Source organism: Parviterribacter multiflagellatus, from assembly GCF_056863265.1.
The window spans coordinates 1-13760 of the sequence record NZ_JBXPIZ010000014.1; the positions used below are offsets into that span (position 1 = coordinate 1).

At 73.2% G+C, this 13760-nt stretch carries 16 protein-coding genes and 1 riboswitch; of the genes, 8 read left to right on the plus strand and 8 right to left on the minus strand.

Annotation, left to right across the window (positions count from 1 at the left end; genetic code table 11):
* Positions 1-93: 93 nt before the first annotated feature.
* The 3 genes from AC1UE5_RS26185 to AC1UE5_RS26195 form a co-directional block, all read right to left on the minus strand.
* Positions 94-1392, minus strand: a complete 1299-nt coding sequence (locus tag AC1UE5_RS26185) for a sugar ABC transporter substrate-binding protein (protein ID WP_482928889.1) — start codon at positions 1390-1392, stop codon at positions 94-96.
* Positions 1393-1512: 120 nt separating this feature from the next.
* Entirely contained in the window at positions 1513-2250 is a 738-nt protein-coding gene (locus tag AC1UE5_RS26190; RefSeq protein WP_482928890.1) for a GntR family transcriptional regulator, read from the minus strand.
* Between the two features lie 32 nt (positions 2251-2282).
* On the minus strand, positions 2283-3191 hold the full coding sequence (locus AC1UE5_RS26195; RefSeq protein ID WP_482928891.1) for an N-acetylmuramic acid 6-phosphate etherase: 909 nt from the start codon (positions 3189-3191) through the stop codon (positions 2283-2285).
* Positions 3192-3296: 105 nt separating this feature from the next.
* On the opposite strand from AC1UE5_RS26195, the gene AC1UE5_RS26200 reads away from it, so the two are divergent.
* Positions 3297-4451 carry a hypothetical protein gene (locus AC1UE5_RS26200; protein ID WP_482928892.1) on the plus strand — a complete coding sequence of 385 codons (1155 nt, stop codon included), beginning with the start codon at positions 3297-3299 and terminating at the stop codon, positions 4449-4451.
* Here AC1UE5_RS26200 and AC1UE5_RS26205 read toward each other — a convergent pair.
* A complete protein-coding gene (locus AC1UE5_RS26205) occupies positions 4403-5023 on the minus strand; it encodes a CGNR zinc finger domain-containing protein (protein ID WP_482928893.1) in 621 nt (206 codons plus the stop codon). The genes AC1UE5_RS26200 and AC1UE5_RS26205 overlap by 49 nt on opposite strands.
* A gap of 217 nt (positions 5024-5240) precedes the next feature.
* Here AC1UE5_RS26205 and AC1UE5_RS26210 point away from each other — a divergent pair, with 217 nt between their 5' ends.
* On the plus strand, positions 5241-5669 hold the full coding sequence (locus tag AC1UE5_RS26210; RefSeq protein ID WP_482928894.1) for a hypothetical protein: 429 nt from the start codon (positions 5241-5243) through the stop codon (positions 5667-5669).
* Here the strand turns inward: AC1UE5_RS26210 and pspAA are convergent.
* Together pspAA and AC1UE5_RS26220 are read right to left on the minus strand one after the other, a co-directional pair.
* Positions 5666-5962 carry a PspA-associated protein PspAA gene (pspAA, locus tag AC1UE5_RS26215; protein WP_482928895.1) on the minus strand — a complete coding sequence of 99 codons (297 nt, stop codon included), beginning with the start codon at positions 5960-5962 and terminating at the stop codon, positions 5666-5668. The genes AC1UE5_RS26210 and pspAA overlap by 4 nt on opposite strands.
* A complete protein-coding gene (locus tag AC1UE5_RS26220; RefSeq protein ID WP_482928896.1) occupies positions 5959-6720 on the minus strand; it encodes a PspA/IM30 family protein in 762 nt (253 codons plus the stop codon). The genes pspAA and AC1UE5_RS26220 overlap by 4 nt, the downstream gene beginning before the upstream one ends.
* Before the next feature lie 23 nt (positions 6721-6743).
* Here AC1UE5_RS26220 and AC1UE5_RS26225 point away from each other — a divergent pair, with 23 nt between their 5' ends.
* The gene (locus AC1UE5_RS26225; protein ID WP_482928897.1) at positions 6744-7259 is read left to right on the plus strand and encodes an acyl-CoA thioesterase; all 516 of its coding nucleotides are present in this window, start codon (positions 6744-6746) and stop codon (positions 7257-7259) included.
* A gap of 54 nt (positions 7260-7313) precedes the next feature.
* Here the strand turns inward: AC1UE5_RS26225 and AC1UE5_RS26230 are convergent, their stop codons facing one another.
* Positions 7314-7943: a C40 family peptidase gene (locus AC1UE5_RS26230; protein WP_482928898.1), complete on the minus strand. Its 630-nt coding sequence runs from the start codon at positions 7941-7943 to the stop codon at positions 7314-7316.
* Between the two features lie 4 nt (positions 7944-7947).
* Positions 7948-8094: riboswitch (cyclic di-AMP (ydaO/yuaA leader) on the minus strand.
* A 920-nt stretch (positions 8095-9014) separates the two neighbouring features.
* Here AC1UE5_RS26230 and AC1UE5_RS26235 point away from each other — a divergent pair.
* From AC1UE5_RS26235 to xseB, 4 genes are read left to right on the plus strand one after another with little or no spacing between them, the layout of a single operon-like run.
* Entirely contained in the window at positions 9015-10226 is a 1212-nt protein-coding gene (locus tag AC1UE5_RS26235; RefSeq protein WP_482928899.1) for a cell wall-binding repeat-containing protein, read from the plus strand.
* Complete coding sequence (locus AC1UE5_RS26240) at positions 10223-10534, plus strand: hypothetical protein (protein ID WP_482928900.1); 312 nt, start codon at positions 10223-10225, stop codon at positions 10532-10534. The genes AC1UE5_RS26235 and AC1UE5_RS26240 overlap by 4 nt, the downstream gene beginning before the upstream one ends.
* 47 nt (positions 10535-10581) lie before the next feature.
* Positions 10582-12027 (plus strand): exodeoxyribonuclease VII large subunit, encoded by a 1446-nt coding sequence (xseA, locus tag AC1UE5_RS26245; protein ID WP_482928901.1) that lies wholly within the window; start codon positions 10582-10584, stop codon positions 12025-12027.
* Positions 12027-12245, plus strand: a complete 219-nt coding sequence (xseB, locus tag AC1UE5_RS26250; RefSeq protein ID WP_482928902.1) for an exodeoxyribonuclease VII small subunit — start codon at positions 12027-12029, stop codon at positions 12243-12245. The genes xseA and xseB overlap by 1 nt, the downstream gene beginning before the upstream one ends.
* Here xseB and AC1UE5_RS26255 read toward each other — a convergent pair.
* The gene (locus tag AC1UE5_RS26255) at positions 12242-12730 is read right to left on the minus strand and encodes an Lrp/AsnC family transcriptional regulator (RefSeq protein ID WP_482928903.1); all 489 of its coding nucleotides are present in this window, start codon (positions 12728-12730) and stop codon (positions 12242-12244) included. The genes xseB and AC1UE5_RS26255 overlap by 4 nt on opposite strands.
* A gap of 119 nt (positions 12731-12849) precedes the next feature.
* Here AC1UE5_RS26255 and AC1UE5_RS26260 point away from each other — a divergent pair, with 119 nt between their 5' ends.
* Positions 12850-13743 carry a phenylalanine 4-monooxygenase gene (locus tag AC1UE5_RS26260; protein ID WP_482928904.1) on the plus strand — a complete coding sequence of 298 codons (894 nt, stop codon included), beginning with the start codon at positions 12850-12852 and terminating at the stop codon, positions 13741-13743.
* The last annotated feature ends 17 nt before the right edge of the window (positions 13744-13760 follow it).

The window sequence follows — 13760 nt, forward strand, 5'->3', positions numbered from 1 at the left end:
CCCACTCACCCTCCCCCCGCCCCCCCTACACCCCCCCCGACTGGGGGTCGCACCACCCCCCCCCCACGGCCACGGCGGTGGGGGTGCCGGATGTCACCCCGCGAACTCCTCGTCCATCTTGGCCGCGAGCGACTTGGCCGCCTCCTCAGGCGTCTGGTCGCCCTTCATGACCTTCTGGATCTCGCTGTCGAAGATGTTCGCGCCCTCCAGCGCGCCCCAGCGCGGCGACGGCGGGTACACCTTCGAGTGGTCGAGCAGCTGCTCGGCGAACGGCTTCTTCACCGGGTCCTCCAGGTAGCCGGAGGACTGGATGCCCTCGACCGTGCCGGGCAGGAAGCCGATCTGGCTCGTGAACTCGTTCAGGTTCGCCGGCTCCAGCATGAAGTCGACGAACGCGTTCGCGAGGTCCTTGTTGTCGGACTCCTCGAACACGACGAGGTGGCTGCCGCCGGCGAACGCGGTCGGCTCGCCGCTCGGCCCGGCCGGCTCCAGCGCCGTGCCGATCTTGTCCTTCAGCGACTTCTTCGTGTCGACGATCGACTCGTAGCCCCAGCCGCCGGCGACCAGCATCGCGATGTCGCCGTTGATGAACGCCTCCTGGGCGTCAGGCTCCTCCCAGCCGATGGCGGCCTTCGGGACGTAGCCCTCCTTGTAGAGGTCGGTGTAGTACGTGATCGCCTCGACCGCCTGCGGCGAGTTCAGCGCGGACTTCCACGTGTCGCCGTCCTGCGTGGCGATCTCGCCGCCGGCCTGCCAGATCGTCGGCAGGTACATGTGCTCGGTCAGGCCGTTGTAGGCGATCGGGTAGATGCCGCCGCCCTTCTCCTTGATCGCCTTCGCGGCGGCCTTCACGTCGTCCCAGGTCTTGGGCGGCTCGACGCCGGCCTTCTCGAGGACGTCCTTGCGGTAGATCAGACCACGCGCGCCCGCGTACCAGGGCTTGCCCCACACCTTGCCGTCGTAGGTCGCGGCATCGACGAGCGAGGAGACGTACTTCCCCTCGCCGATGTCCGGCATCTCGGCGAACGCGCCCTGCTCGGCGAACTCGGGCGTCCACGTCGTGCCCATCTCGGCGACGTCCGGCACCTTGCCGCCGGCGATCGCGGTGGTGAACTTGTCGTGGGCCTGGGCCCACGGCACGAACTCGATTTCGACGCTCGTCCCAGGATTGGCGGCCTCGAACTTGGTCGCGTACTCCTTGAAGACCTTCTGCAGGGCCGGCGAGCCGGGATCCATGATCCAGACCGACGCGCTGCCGCTGAGCTTGGCCTGCTCGGCCGGCTTGTCGGCCGACGCGGCGCTGTCAGCCGAGTCGTTGTCGTCGCCGCCGCACGCGGCCAGGGCGACGCACGCCGCGAGCGCGGCGCTCGCAGCCATGAACTTCGCTCTCACTGCTCCTCCTCTCCCGCCGCGTGGTGCGGACGGGTACTCTCAAGACGTCGCCCTGCACCGGCGACGCGATTGGTGTTTCACTGCACCTCTCCGGCCGCCCGCTCGGGCGGCCGGTGCGCTCTAGCGGCCTCCCACAGCCGGCTTGAGCTCCGTGACGAACCGGTACCGATCCCCCCGGTAGACCGATCGCACGTACTCCACAACCTCCCCCCTCTCCGACTCGGTGACCCGCTCGAAGAGGAAGGCCGGGGCGTGCAGGGGCACGCCCAGCAGCTCCGCCTCCTCCTCGGTGGTCACGGTGGGTTCGATGGTCTGCGTTCCCGAGGCGACGACGATGCCGTGGCGCTCGCGCAGAAGGTCGTAGAACGAGTGCTCCTCGAGGTCGTCCTGGCGCAGGTCGGGGAAGACGCGCTGCGGGACGTGGAGGAACTCGATGGCCATCGTCTCGTCGTCCGCGAGGCGGAGGCGGCGGATGGCGAAGACGTTGTCGACCGGGCTGAGCCGGAGCCGCTGGCCGAGCTTGGCCCCGGCGCTGACCGTCTCGAACGACACGACGTGGGAGCCGGGGCGCATCCCGCGGCGGCGCATGTCCTCGGAGAACGAGGTCATCGTGAGCGGGAGCGCGATCTTCGGCTCGGCGACGTAGGTGCCGGAGCCGTGGCGGCGCTCGAGGATGCCCTCGCGGACGAGCTCGTCGACGACGGCGCGGAGCGTGGGCCGCGAGACGCCGAGGTCCTCGACGAGCCGGCGCTCGGAGGGGATGGCGTCGCCCACGCTGAGCTGGTCCAGCAGCGCGGTGAGCTCGTCGCGTACGAGCGCCTGCTTGGACGCGGGGCGGTTGCGGCCGTTCGTCAGCACGGCGCGAACCGTACATGGTGGTCAAGAAGTGGTCAAGACCACTTTCGAACCACTTCGGTCGTCGCCGCTTCTGCAGCGGCGCGGATGGCGCCACCACTCGCCTTCAGCGCAGCCTCCGCGGCCTGCCGGCCCACGTTCGCGTGCACCATCACGACCGCGACGTCCAAGCGCTCCCCGGCCGCGGCCATCGCGGCCGCCGCCTCGTCCTCGCCCAGGCCGGTCGCGTCGCAGAGCACCCGCACCGCCCGGCCGCGGAGCTTGTCGTTCGCGACCCGCATGCCGGCCATCAGGTCGCCGTACGTGCGGCCACGGCAGACCATCGTGGCGGTGGAGAACGCGTTGAGCACGAGCTTCTGCGCGCTGCCGGCCTTCAGGCGGGTGGAGCCGCAGACGACCTCGGGGCCGACCGGCGTCTCGATGACGACATCAGCGAGCTCGGCGGCCGGGGAGCCGTGGCGGCAGACGACCGCGGCGGTGCGCGCCCCGGCCTCGCGTGCCGCGGCCAGCGCGCCCAGCGCCCACGGCGTCGTCCCGCTCGCGGTGACGGCGACGACGAGGTCGCCCTCCCCCACGCCGATCTCGGCGACCGCCGCGGCCGCGCCCTCGGCGTCGTCCTCCGCGGCCGCCTCCTCCGGGCTGCCGGCCGGGTGCTCGTCGCCGGCCACCAGCGCGACGACCGTCCCGTCCGGCGTCGAGTACGTCGGCCCCCACTCGGATGCGTCCAGCGCGGCGATCCGCCCCGCGCTCCCCGCGCCCGCGTAGATCACGCGCCCACCGTGCGCGAGCACGTCCGCCGCGACGTTCGCCAGCCGCGCGATCGCGGGCGCCGCCACCTGGACGGCCGCGAACACCGACGCGTGCCCGTCGATGACGGCCTCCACGACCTCCGCCGCGGACAGCAGATCCAGGTCCGGCGCTCCCCCGCGCCCCTCCGTCTCCATCGCGCCGCGACCCTACCGCCACCCCGCGCTCCTCGCCACCCCGCACGAGCTGTCCGGCGCGCGCAACCGGCGCGCGCACGCGCGCGCGTGCGTTAGGTTCACCTAATGGGAACCTGGAACCGCCGCGCGTGGCAGGCGTGCGGTGGGCTGATGCTGGCCTTGACGTTCGCGGCTGCCCCTGCCGACGCCGCGACCTCGACCATCGCGCTGGGCGGGAAGGAGCTGCAGCGGGCCGGGATCACCGCCCGCGCCGTGAAGCCCGCGACCCTGCGGTCCGACCGGCTGACGCTGCCGGTGAGCCACGTCCTGCGCGGGAACACGAGCGTCGTCGTCCACCGCGGCGGGCTGCGCCTGGCGAAGGGGCGGCGGTCGATCACGTTCACGACGTTCCGCGCGACGCTCGGCGCCCAGCCGAAGGTCACCGTGCAGGCCGGCGCGCGGCAGCTGACGCTCCTCGCCACGACGAAGGGCAAGCTCCAGCTGACCGCCGCCGCGGCTCGGCACATCCGCGCGAAGCTCGCGGTCCGCAGGCTGCCCAGGAGCGCGTTCGGCGCCGCGGGCATCACGACCGACACCGGCACGTCGACCTCCGCCGACTCCACCCAGCGGCAGCCCGCACCGGCGCCCGCGCCGGCACCCGCCGCCACCACGCCCCCGCCGGCGACCCGCAGCCCGAGCCCGGCGCCGACCCCGACCGAGGAGCCACCCTACACGGGCCCGGTCGTGTCGACGACGACGTGGATCTCCTCGACGCTCACCGGCTCGAGCAACCACAAGAGCTGGATCAACTACGTCACGAACGCGGCCTGGATCACCGGCTCGGTCACCCCCAGCGAGGGCGCGAAGGTGCTGCTCGCCGGCAACAAGTACGACTACACGCTGCCCGGGGCGACCGTGGCGCGCAGCGGCCCCACGACGACGCTCACCCACGCCGGCCGCCTCTCCTACCGGGTGCCGGCCCACTCCATCGACGCGTCGATCCAGAACCTCACGTTCGAGATCCCGTCGCTCGGCGCCACCGGCAAGGTCATCGCCGACGGCCAGTTCAGCGACCGCGACGCGATCGGCCAGCCGCCGACGCCGTTCACGCGCACGCACGTGCTCGACCTCCAGCTGAGCGGCACCCTCCCGCAGCTCAACCCGGACGGCTCGCGGACCTACCGCAACGTCCCGGCGGTCGTCGCCGAGGGCGCGGCGGAGGAGCTCAACGGCTACGACCCGGGCTCGGCCTGGGGGTTCTTCACGTTCACGCTGCCGTGAACGTCTGAGCCGTGCGCATCCTGGCGGCGTCGTTGCCGGAACGACGCCGCCTTCGCGCGGTTGCCGCACACCTTCATCGAGCACCACACGCCGGAGCGGTTGCGCGAGTGGTCGTAGAACGCCCACTTGCACGTGTCCCACGGGCACGCCTTCAGCCGCTCCCACGTGCCGTCGGCCTGCGCGCCCGCGACGATCGCCAGCAGCGCGCCCAGCGCCCCGTCGACCCCGCCGCGCCCCGGCTCCACCCGCGCGGCGCCGTCCGGCGCGGTGAACCGCAGCTCCAGGCGCGCCCGGCGCGCCGCCGCCTCCACCGTCGCCACGACCGCCGCCGGCGGCGACTCCGCCTCCGGATGGTGGGCGAGCAGCAGCTCCCGCAGCGCCTCGCGCAGCTCGATCGCGCGCCGCAGGTCCGCGACGCCAGGCGGCTCACCGGCGTTGCCGAGCAGGCCGCGCTCCGCCAGCCACTCCGCGAGCACCGCGGGCGACTCGAGCTGATCGGCCCCGCTCTCGAGGTCGATCGAGTTCACGAACTCCCGGACGACCTCCAGCCGTCCCGGCGCCACCTGGCTCATGTCACCCAGACTACCAAAACCGTTTGACCGGTTACGCAACCGGCTATACGATTTAGGGAGTTACGAGACAACGCCGAGCACACAGCGAAGGAGCCCACGACATGCTTCCCCCTTCCGCCTGGTCGATCGTGGAAACGATCGCCACGGACGACGCCCCGCGCTACCGCGCCACGCACCCCACCGCCCCGACCCGCCGCCACGTGCGGATGCCGCGCCGATGGGGGCACGCCCGGTGAGCGTCCGCGTCGCCCACATCACCGACGACACGCCGCTCGTCCCCACGGATCCGGAGGAGGGCCTGCAGTGGCGCTCGGTCCGCGAGCACCTCGGGATCCGGGCCTTCGGCGCCAACGCGTGGGTCGGCGAGAACCCCGGCGACCTCATCATCGAGCCCCACGAGGAGGACGAGCCGGAGGAGCTGTACTGCGTCGTCAACGGCGCGGCGCGGTTCGTGGTCGACGGCGAGACGATCGAGGCGCCGCAGGGCACGCTGCTGGCGGTCACGCCGCCGTCGCACCGGGTCGCGCACGCGACCGAGCCCGGCACGGTGATCCTCGCGATCGGCGCCGTGCCGGGGAAGGCGTTCGAGCCCTCGGAGTGGGAGCTCCGAGGGCTGCGACGGGCCGGGCTGGTCGAAGGAGCCTAGGCCGAGCCGGCGAGCGAGTCGGGGATGAGCCCCTCGCCCGTGAACTCGACCGCGGCCTCGGCGAACGTCGTGTCCGCCGGCGGCACGATCACGTCCGACTCGCGCAGCTCGTCCGCGCCGACCGGCTTGCCGTGCTCGCGGATCCACGCGATGAGGGCGGCGAAGCGCTCCTGGTAGAGCGCCTCGTCGCCGGCCTCGACCGCCTCCACGACGGCGTTGTCGAGGTCGTCGATCTCCTTGTAGTGGTCGCCCGGGATCTCGTACTGGTCCTCGGTCGCGATGCGGACGATCACGCGCCCTTCCCCTCTCCGAGCTCACCGGCGGGCTTGGAGCCCGCGTCGCCGGAGCCCAGCTCGGCGCGCATTTTGGCGAGCTCGTCGTCGACCTGCGACGCGGTGGTCAGCTCGCGCAGCTGCTTGTCGATGTCGTCCTCGCCCGAGCCGAGCTGCGTGAGGTCGTCGAACGTGCCGGCGGCCTCCAGCTCCTCGACCGCGTCGGCGCGCGCCTTCATCTGCTCGGTCTTGTCCATCGCGCGCTGCATCGCGAGGCCGACGTCGGCCATCTGCTCGCCCACGCCCGTGGCGGCCTCGGAGATCTGGACCTGGGCCTCGGCGGCGGAGTACTGCGCCTTGATGACCTCCTTCTTGGTCCGGAACGCCTCGATCTTCGCCCGCAGCTTCGCCTCGTTGTCGGTGAGGCGCTGCTGCTGCGCTTCGAGCTCCGCGACCTGCGAGTCGAGCGACTGCAGCTCGGTCTGGGCGAGCTGCTTGCGCTCCAGCGCGACGCGGGCGAGGTCCTCCTTGCCCGCCGCGAGCGCCTGACGCGCCTGCGTGTCGAGCTTGACGACCTGCTGCTCGAGCTTGCTCGACTGCAGCTGAAGGCGCTTCTTCGCCGTGACGACGTCGGCGATGCCCTTCTTGACGTTCTGCAGGAGCTGCAGCTGCTGCTCGTACGAGTAGTCGAGGACCTCGGACGGGTCCTCGGCCTTGTCGAGCATCTTGGAGATCTTGGCCTTGACGACCGTGCTGAACCTGCCACCGAGTCCGGGCATGGAGGCACCGTACCATCGACTGGATGGACCCTAGGACCCCCGCAGAATCGCGCTCGACCCTCGTCCGCTGGATGGGCCCGACCGACGCGAACAGCGCCGGGTTCGTGCACGGCGGGACGATCATGCGCTACTGCGACGAGGCGGCGGGCGTCACGGGCGTCCGCCACTCCCGCAACCGGGTCGTGACGGCGGGCCTCGACCGCATGACGTTCCTCCAGCCGGTGAACGTCGGCGAGCTCGTCTCGTTCAAGGCGACCATCAACGCGGCGTGGAACACCTCGCTGGAGGTCGGCGTCCGCGTCGAGGCCGAGAACCCGCGCACCGGCGAGGTCCGCCACACGACGACGGCCTACCTCACGATGGTCGCGCTCGACGAGGACGGCCACCCCGCGAAGGTCCCGCCGCTGATCTGCGAGACGCCCGAGGAGCACCGCCGCGAGCGCGAGGCGCAGCTGCGCCGGGCCAACCGGCTGGCCGAGCGCGAGCAGATCGTGGAGGCGCGCGCCGCGGAGGAGCGGGAGGGCACGCCCGCCCGCTGAGGATCAGCGAGAGAGCGGGCGCGTCTTCGGCGCCCGCTCCCTCACCGGGGGGTCTTAGAAGCCTTCGAAGTGGCGGACCTTGAACCCGCGCGTGGAGCGCAGGTTGGGGCGCCAGCGCGGGCCCTTGAGGCCGCTGGGGTCGCCCGCCGCGCTCGTGTCGAGCCGCAGGCCGGCGATGACGATGAACGCGTGGCCGGGGTTCGTGTAGACGGTGAACCACTGGCCGGGGCCGGACTTGCCCCACCGCATGAAGCTCGAGGAGTCGAGCGGGTCCTCGAGGAGGCCCGCGGCGAGGAGGGCGTAGGAGATGGTCCCCGAGCAGTCGTAGCCCGTGTCCTCGACCTTGGCGTGACCGCCGCCGTACTTGTACGGCTTGCCGACGATCTTGTTGGCCGCGGCGATCGCGGCGTGGACCTCGGCGGGCGCCGAGAGCGGCGCGTAGGCCAGGCCGTCCTCGCCGATGATGGCGGGCTCGCCCGGGACGGGCGCGGACTGGACCTCGACGGCGGCCGTGCCGCCGTTGCCGGCGCCGGCCTCCTTGGCCTTGACGGTCTTCTTCTTGACCGTCTTCTTGGCAGCTGCGCTCGCGAAGCCGGCCCCACCCGTGGACTGGGCAGCAGCGTTGGGGGCCATGACCAGGCCCACCGCGAGCACGCTCGTGATGACAACGGGGAGTCCCCGCACGGCACTTACCTCTTTCGTCGGCCTACGGGGTTAGCTGACGGGTTAGCGCGGAAAGAGCCGGCGCTCCGCCCGCAGAAGCAGGCGGTTCACCCCAACAACATGGGTCCCCCGATCCCTGGCCTGTCGGCTAGGGATTCGGCATCGGCCGGGCACAATACCCAACCTGCAATGGATCATGCGTCGTAGTCGGCCCAACATCCGTCGACTTGAACCTCGATCCCGCAAGCTCCGGGCTTCTGCGCGCCACGTTCGGAAGCCCAGCAGGAGGAGCGCGAGCAGCGCCGACGACACCGCGTAGACCGGCCAGGGATGCGGGGGCGCGCCGTCCGCGCAGCCGCGCGCGCCGCGCTCGTAGGCCGCCGGATCGCGCCACGCGTCGGTCTCCTGGAACGCGGGCCCGGGCGGCGACGGGCTCTCACCGGGCACCGGGACCAGGCCGGTCTCGGTCCTCCCCCAGCGCCCCGGCCACCGCACCCACGTGCCGAACGGCCGCACCTCGGGCGTGACCGCGCGCCCGTCGCCGCGCGCCTCGTCGTCGGGATCGGGCCACGGCCGCCCGTGCTCGCCCGCCGCCGGGTACGAGGCGTGGGAGCCGTTGGCGACGAACACGTCCCCGCTCCACCCGCAGCGCGCCGCCCATCCGTGCTGCGCGTAGGTCGCCGTCGCGGGCTCCCCGTCCGCCCCGAGCCGCACCTGCACGAGCTCCCAGTCACCCTCGTGCCGGCCCGTCCGCAGGATGCCGCGGTCCTGCGGGTTGTCCGCGTACAGCAGCCAGTACTGCTGGAACGTGCCCTCGCCCCGCTCGCGCACCACCCGCCCGTAGACGGCGTCGGGGAGCGGCGTCACGCGCGGCCGCAGCGCCACCGCGTCGCCGCGCACCGGGCCTGCGACCAGCGCCTCGACCGCCGTCGCCCGGTCGCGCTCGCGCGCGTCGTAGTGCAGGCGCGGGGCGTGCTGGCGGAGCAGCGCGAGGTCGTCCTGCGCACGCGCCGCGGGCGCGCACGCGAGCACGGTCAACAGCGTCACAGGACGGTGGCGTTCTGCCGCACGTGGACCGGTACCTTGCCCGCCATGCTCCTCCGCCGTCCTCTCCTGGCTGCCCTGCTCGCGGCGCTGGCGCTCCTCGTGGCCGCCTGCGGCAGCGGCGACAACGACCCGGGCTCCGACCCCGGCGACGCGCCCGAGGTGGGCGTCAAGGGGGAGCAGGAGGACGCCGCGGACGACCTGGGCTTCCCGACGTTCGCCACCAAGAACACGACCCGCGTGGGCGGCGGCGACCCGGTCGCGGACGCCGCCGGCGTGGCGCGCGCCGTCCATCCGGACCCTGCGCGCCGCCCCAACGCCGTCGCGCTCGTCGACAAGGACCATTGGCAGGCGGGCGTCGCCGCGGCGGCGCTGATCGCCGACCCGATCGGCGCCCCGGTGCTGCTGGCCGACGGCGAGGAGCTGCCCGCCGCGACGAAGGACGCGATCGACGCGCTCGACCCGACCGGCTCCGAGGAGGCGGGCAACGCGCAGGTGATCCGCATCGGCGACGTCCCCGAGATCGAGGGCAGGCGCTCCACCGACATCGCCGGCACGACGCCCGCCGACATCGCGGCGCGGATCGACGCGCTCGTCACCGCGGCGCAGGGCAAGGCGAGCGGGCAGGTGATCGTCACCGGCGCCACGCGGCCTGCGATCGCCGCGCCCGCCGCCGGCTGGGCCGCCAAGTCCGGCGACCCGATCCTCTACACCGAGCGCGACGCGCTGCCCGCCGAGACGCGCGCGGCGATCAAGCGCCACGGGAAGCCGCGCATCTACGTGCTGGGCGACGCGACGATCGTCTCCGCGAAGGTCGAGCGGGAGCTGGACGAGCTCGGCACCGTCGAGCGCATCGAGGGCGGCGCCGACCCGATCGCCTCCGCCGTCGCGTTCTCCCGGTTCAGCGACGGCGGCTTCGGCTGGGGCGTCGTGGACCCCGGCCACGGCCTCGTCTTCGTCAACGCCTCGCGCCCGATGGACGCGGTGGCCGCCGCGCCGCTGTCGGCCAGCGGCACGTACGGGCCGATCCTCCTGCACACCGGCGGCGACACGCTCCCGAAGGCGCTCGAGAGCTACCTGCTCGACATCCAGCCCGGCTACCGCCAGGACCCGGTACGCGGCGTCTACAATCACGGCTGGGTGATCGGTGACGAGAGCGCCCTGAGCGTCAAGGGCCAGGCCCGCATCGACGCGCTCCTCGAGATCACCCGGATCCAGACGTCAGAAGACCAAGAGAGCGAGAGCGCACCGTCGTCGTGAGCGAAGCCGAGCACCCCATCCGCAGGACCCGCGAGGTCACCGTCGACGACGTCCGCCAGCTCAAGGGCGCGGCCACCCCGCACTTCGCGCTGCAGGTGCGCAACCGCATCGCGAAGCTCATCCGCGAGCTCCCCGAGGGCCACCCGGCCCGCGTCGAGGGCGAGGAGGAGATCGCGCGGCTGACGGCCCTGGGCTTCAGCGGCGAGGTCCGCGGCACGCCGCACGAGGACGGCATCGGCCCGCTGCCCTCGCTCGGCGCCGACGCCACGGCGGCCCGCCCGGCCGCCGAGCAGGCCGCGCACCAGTAGCGACGCGACGCCGCTCCGTCCGCCGCCTCTGGCGTACTTGACGGTTCATGGCGGCTGACCCCACGCTCGCGCCCGACGGCATCCCGGGCTCGTCCCTGCTCGGGCCGTTCCCGGTGGGCGCGTACGCGGCGAAGCTGCGTGACGAGCTGCGCAAGCGCGCGCGGCTCCAGCTCTTCGGCGAGGTGTGGAACCTCAAGCCGGGCCGCGCGCGGGTGTGGTTCGAGCTGCGCGACGCCACGGGCGCGCTCCCGTGCTCGATGTGGCGCGACGACTTCGACGCGCTCGGCCTCGCGCCGGGCGCGCTGGCCGACGGCTCGCAGGTCGTCGTCGCCGGCGGGCCGGACTACTACCCCGGCTCGCGCACGGCGTCGCCGTCGTTCTCGTTCACGGTCAGCGCGCTGCGCGTGGCCGGGGAGGGCGACCTGCTCGCCCAGCTCGACCGCCTGCGCAAGCTGCTCGCGGGCGAGGGCCTGTTCGCGCCGCAGAAGGCGCTGGTTCGCCCGCCGCTGCCGCGGACGATCGGCGTCGTCACCGCCGAGGGCGGCAAGGCCCGCGACGACGTGCTCGCGGGGCTGCGGCGCCGCGGCTGGGCCGGGCGGCTCGTGTGGGCGTTCGCTCCCGTGCAGGACCGCCACGCGTCCGGCGCCGTGACGCGCGTCCTGCAGGACCTCGCCGCGACCGGCGAGGTCGACGTGATCATCGTCGCGCGCGGCGGCGGCTCGCTCGCCGACCTGTTCTGCTTCTGCGACGAGACGCTGTGCCGGACGGTCGCGCTGCTGCCCGTGCCGGTCATCGCGTCGGTCGGCCACCACACCGACCGGACGCTGCTCGACGACGTGGCGGCGGTGAGCTGCTCGACGCCGACGCACGCCGCCGAGACCGCGGTCGGGTGGGATCTCGTCGCCGCCCGCGCGGGGCTCCTGCAGGCCGCGCGCCGGCTCGACCGCCACGCGCACCACGCGATCCTCACGCGCGCCCGCACGTTGGCCGCGCTGTCGCGCGCGCCCGCGCGCTACGTCGTGCGCGAGCGCGAGCGGCTCCACCAGAAGCTGCGCGAGATCCGCGCGGCGTCCGCGCGCGGGGTGAGCCAGGCGCGCCTGCGCACGAGCCGCCACGCGCTCGTCCTCGCGCGCAAGTCCGAGGCCTCCGGGCCCGCCCGCCTGGCCGCCACCGCGTCGCTGCAGCGTCGCGCCGCCGTGCTCGCGCGCACGAGCACGGACGCGCGCGCCCGCCGCCTCGACGCGCTCTCCGCGCTGCTCGCCGCGCACGACCCCCAGCGCACGCTGGAGCGCGGCTACACGCTCGCCACCGACGCCGCCGGCACCCCGGTCACGTCCGCCTCCGCCGCCCGCGAGGCCGGCGCGGTGACCTTGCGGTTCGCCGACGGCGAGGCGACCGCCGACGTGCGCGACGCCGCCACGCGGCCGGCCACCCCTTCCCCGCCCGCGGCGCCGCCGCAGCCGGGCATGTTCGACCTCACCGAGGAGCCCTGATGGAAGCCGCCTCCACCCCGACTTACGAGTCCGCCACCGCCCGCCTCGAGGAGATCATCCGCCGCCTCGACTCCGGCGAGGCGGGCCTGCGCGAGACCCTCGACCTCGTCACCGAGGGCAAGTCGCTCGTCGAGTTCTGCGCCGGCGAGCTCGACGCGGTCGGCAAGGGCCTCGAGGAGCTGCGCCTCGACGAGCTCGTCGCGCGGCTGGAGTCCTAGCCGGGCGCGTCCGCCTGCCCCGCGGCGTCCACCAGCGGCTGGCTGCGCGGCCGCACGACCTGCGACAGCACGACCGACGACGTCGAGCGGCGGATCGCGCCGCTCGCGTGGAGGGTGTTGAAGATCTCCTGCAGGTGCTCGGTGTCGCGCGCGGCGACGCGGCAGATGAGGTCGTGCTGGCCGCTGATCGCGTCGGCCTCCAGCACCTCGGGGAGCGCCGCGAGCGCGTCGGTCGCCTCGCGCAGGCGCCCCTGCGCGAGCTCGAGCAGCACGAACGCGGTGATGCCGTAGCCCATCGCCGCGGGGTCGATCTCGGGGCCGTAGCCGGTGATGACGCCGCGCGCCTCGAGCTTCGACAGCCGCGCCTGCACGGTGCCGCGGGCGACGCCGAGGCGGCGGGAGATCTCGAGCAGCCCGACGCGGGGGTTCGCGCGCAGCTCGGCGATGAGGCGCGCGTCCAGCTCGTCGACCCGATGTGTGGTCATTCTGCACAGCACTGTGACAGAACTGCGCAGCCTTAGTGCCAATTCTGCGCATCTGGGCTGGTCAGACTTGCCAGTAGGCGTTCCGAGTGATGTTCTCGCCCCCTGGACGGAGGAGAACCGTGTTCGAAGAGGGACAGCTCTACTCACCGGTCACGCAGGGCGACGACGGTCAGGTCACCGTCCACCTGAGCAGCGACCACCCCGGCTTCGCCGACGAGGCCTACCGCGCGCGGCGCAACGAGATCGCCGCGCACGCGCTCGCGTGGCGCGAGGGCGAGCCGACGCCCGACGTCGGCTACAGCGAGGAGGAGCATGCCGTCTGGCGCACCGTCTGCCGCGAGCTGCGGCCCAAGCACGAGGCGCTGGCGATCGACGAGTACGTCGAGGCGCTCGACGCGGTCGGGCTGCCGACCGACCACGTGCCCAACCTCGACGAGGTGTCCGAGCGGGTGGAGCCGATCACCGGCTTCCGCTACGTCCCGGCGCCCGGCCTGGTGCCGCTGCGTGAGTTCTACGGCGATCTGCGCGACCGCCGCTTCCACTCGACGCAGTACGTCCGCCATCCCGCGCAGCCGCTGTACACGCCCGAGCCGGACATCGTCCACGAGGTCATCGGCCACGGGCACCTGCTGGCCACGCCGACGTTCAGCCGCCTGCACCAGCTCACCGGCGAGGCCACGCACCGGCTGCGCGACGAGGAGAACCTCAAGTTCCTCTCGCGCGTCTTCTGGTTCACCGTCGAGTTCGGCGTGGTCATGGAGGGCGGCGAGCTGCGGGCCTACGGGGCGGGGATCCTCAGCTCCTACGGCGAGATCGACGAGTTCCGCCACATGGAGCTGCGCCCGCTGAACCTCGCGGAGATGGGCACCGCGACCTACGACATCACGCACTACCAGCCCGTCCTCTACCGCGCCGAGTCGCTCGACGAGGTGCGCGAGGTGGTCGGCGGGTTCCTGTCCACCTGCACCGACGAGTCCATCGAGGAGATGCGCCGTGAGCACGTTCTCGCCTGATCCGCAGCCCACCACCA

What these genes read in the sequence shown, in the direction of transcription:
- AC1UE5_RS26255 (WP_482928903.1), bottom strand. Translation starts at nt 12,730, where the DNA reads ATGACCACACATCGGGTCGACGAGCTGGACGCGCGCCTCATCGCCGAG.
- AC1UE5_RS26205 (WP_482928893.1), bottom strand. Translation starts at nt 5,023, where the DNA reads ATGAGCCAGGTGGCGCCGGGACGGCTGGAGGTCGTCCGGGAGTTCGTG.
- AC1UE5_RS26200 (WP_482928892.1), top strand. Translation starts at nt 3,297, where the DNA reads ATGGGAACCTGGAACCGCCGCGCGTGGCAGGCGTGCGGTGGGCTGATG.
- xseA (WP_482928901.1), top strand. Translation starts at nt 10,582, where the DNA reads ATGGCGGCTGACCCCACGCTCGCGCCCGACGGCATCCCGGGCTCGTCC.
- AC1UE5_RS26210 (WP_482928894.1), top strand. Translation starts at nt 5,241, where the DNA reads ATGGGGGCACGCCCGGTGAGCGTCCGCGTCGCCCACATCACCGACGAC.
- AC1UE5_RS26195 (WP_482928891.1), bottom strand. Translation starts at nt 3,191, where the DNA reads ATGGAGACGGAGGGGCGCGGGGGAGCGCCGGACCTGGATCTGCTGTCC.
- AC1UE5_RS26225 (WP_482928897.1), top strand. Translation starts at nt 6,744, where the DNA reads ATGGACCCTAGGACCCCCGCAGAATCGCGCTCGACCCTCGTCCGCTGG.
- AC1UE5_RS26235 (WP_482928899.1), top strand. Translation starts at nt 9,015, where the DNA reads ATGCTCCTCCGCCGTCCTCTCCTGGCTGCCCTGCTCGCGGCGCTGGCG.
- xseB (WP_482928902.1), top strand. Translation starts at nt 12,027, where the DNA reads ATGGAAGCCGCCTCCACCCCGACTTACGAGTCCGCCACCGCCCGCCTC.
- AC1UE5_RS26220 (WP_482928896.1), bottom strand. Translation starts at nt 6,720, where the DNA reads ATGCCCGGACTCGGTGGCAGGTTCAGCACGGTCGTCAAGGCCAAGATC.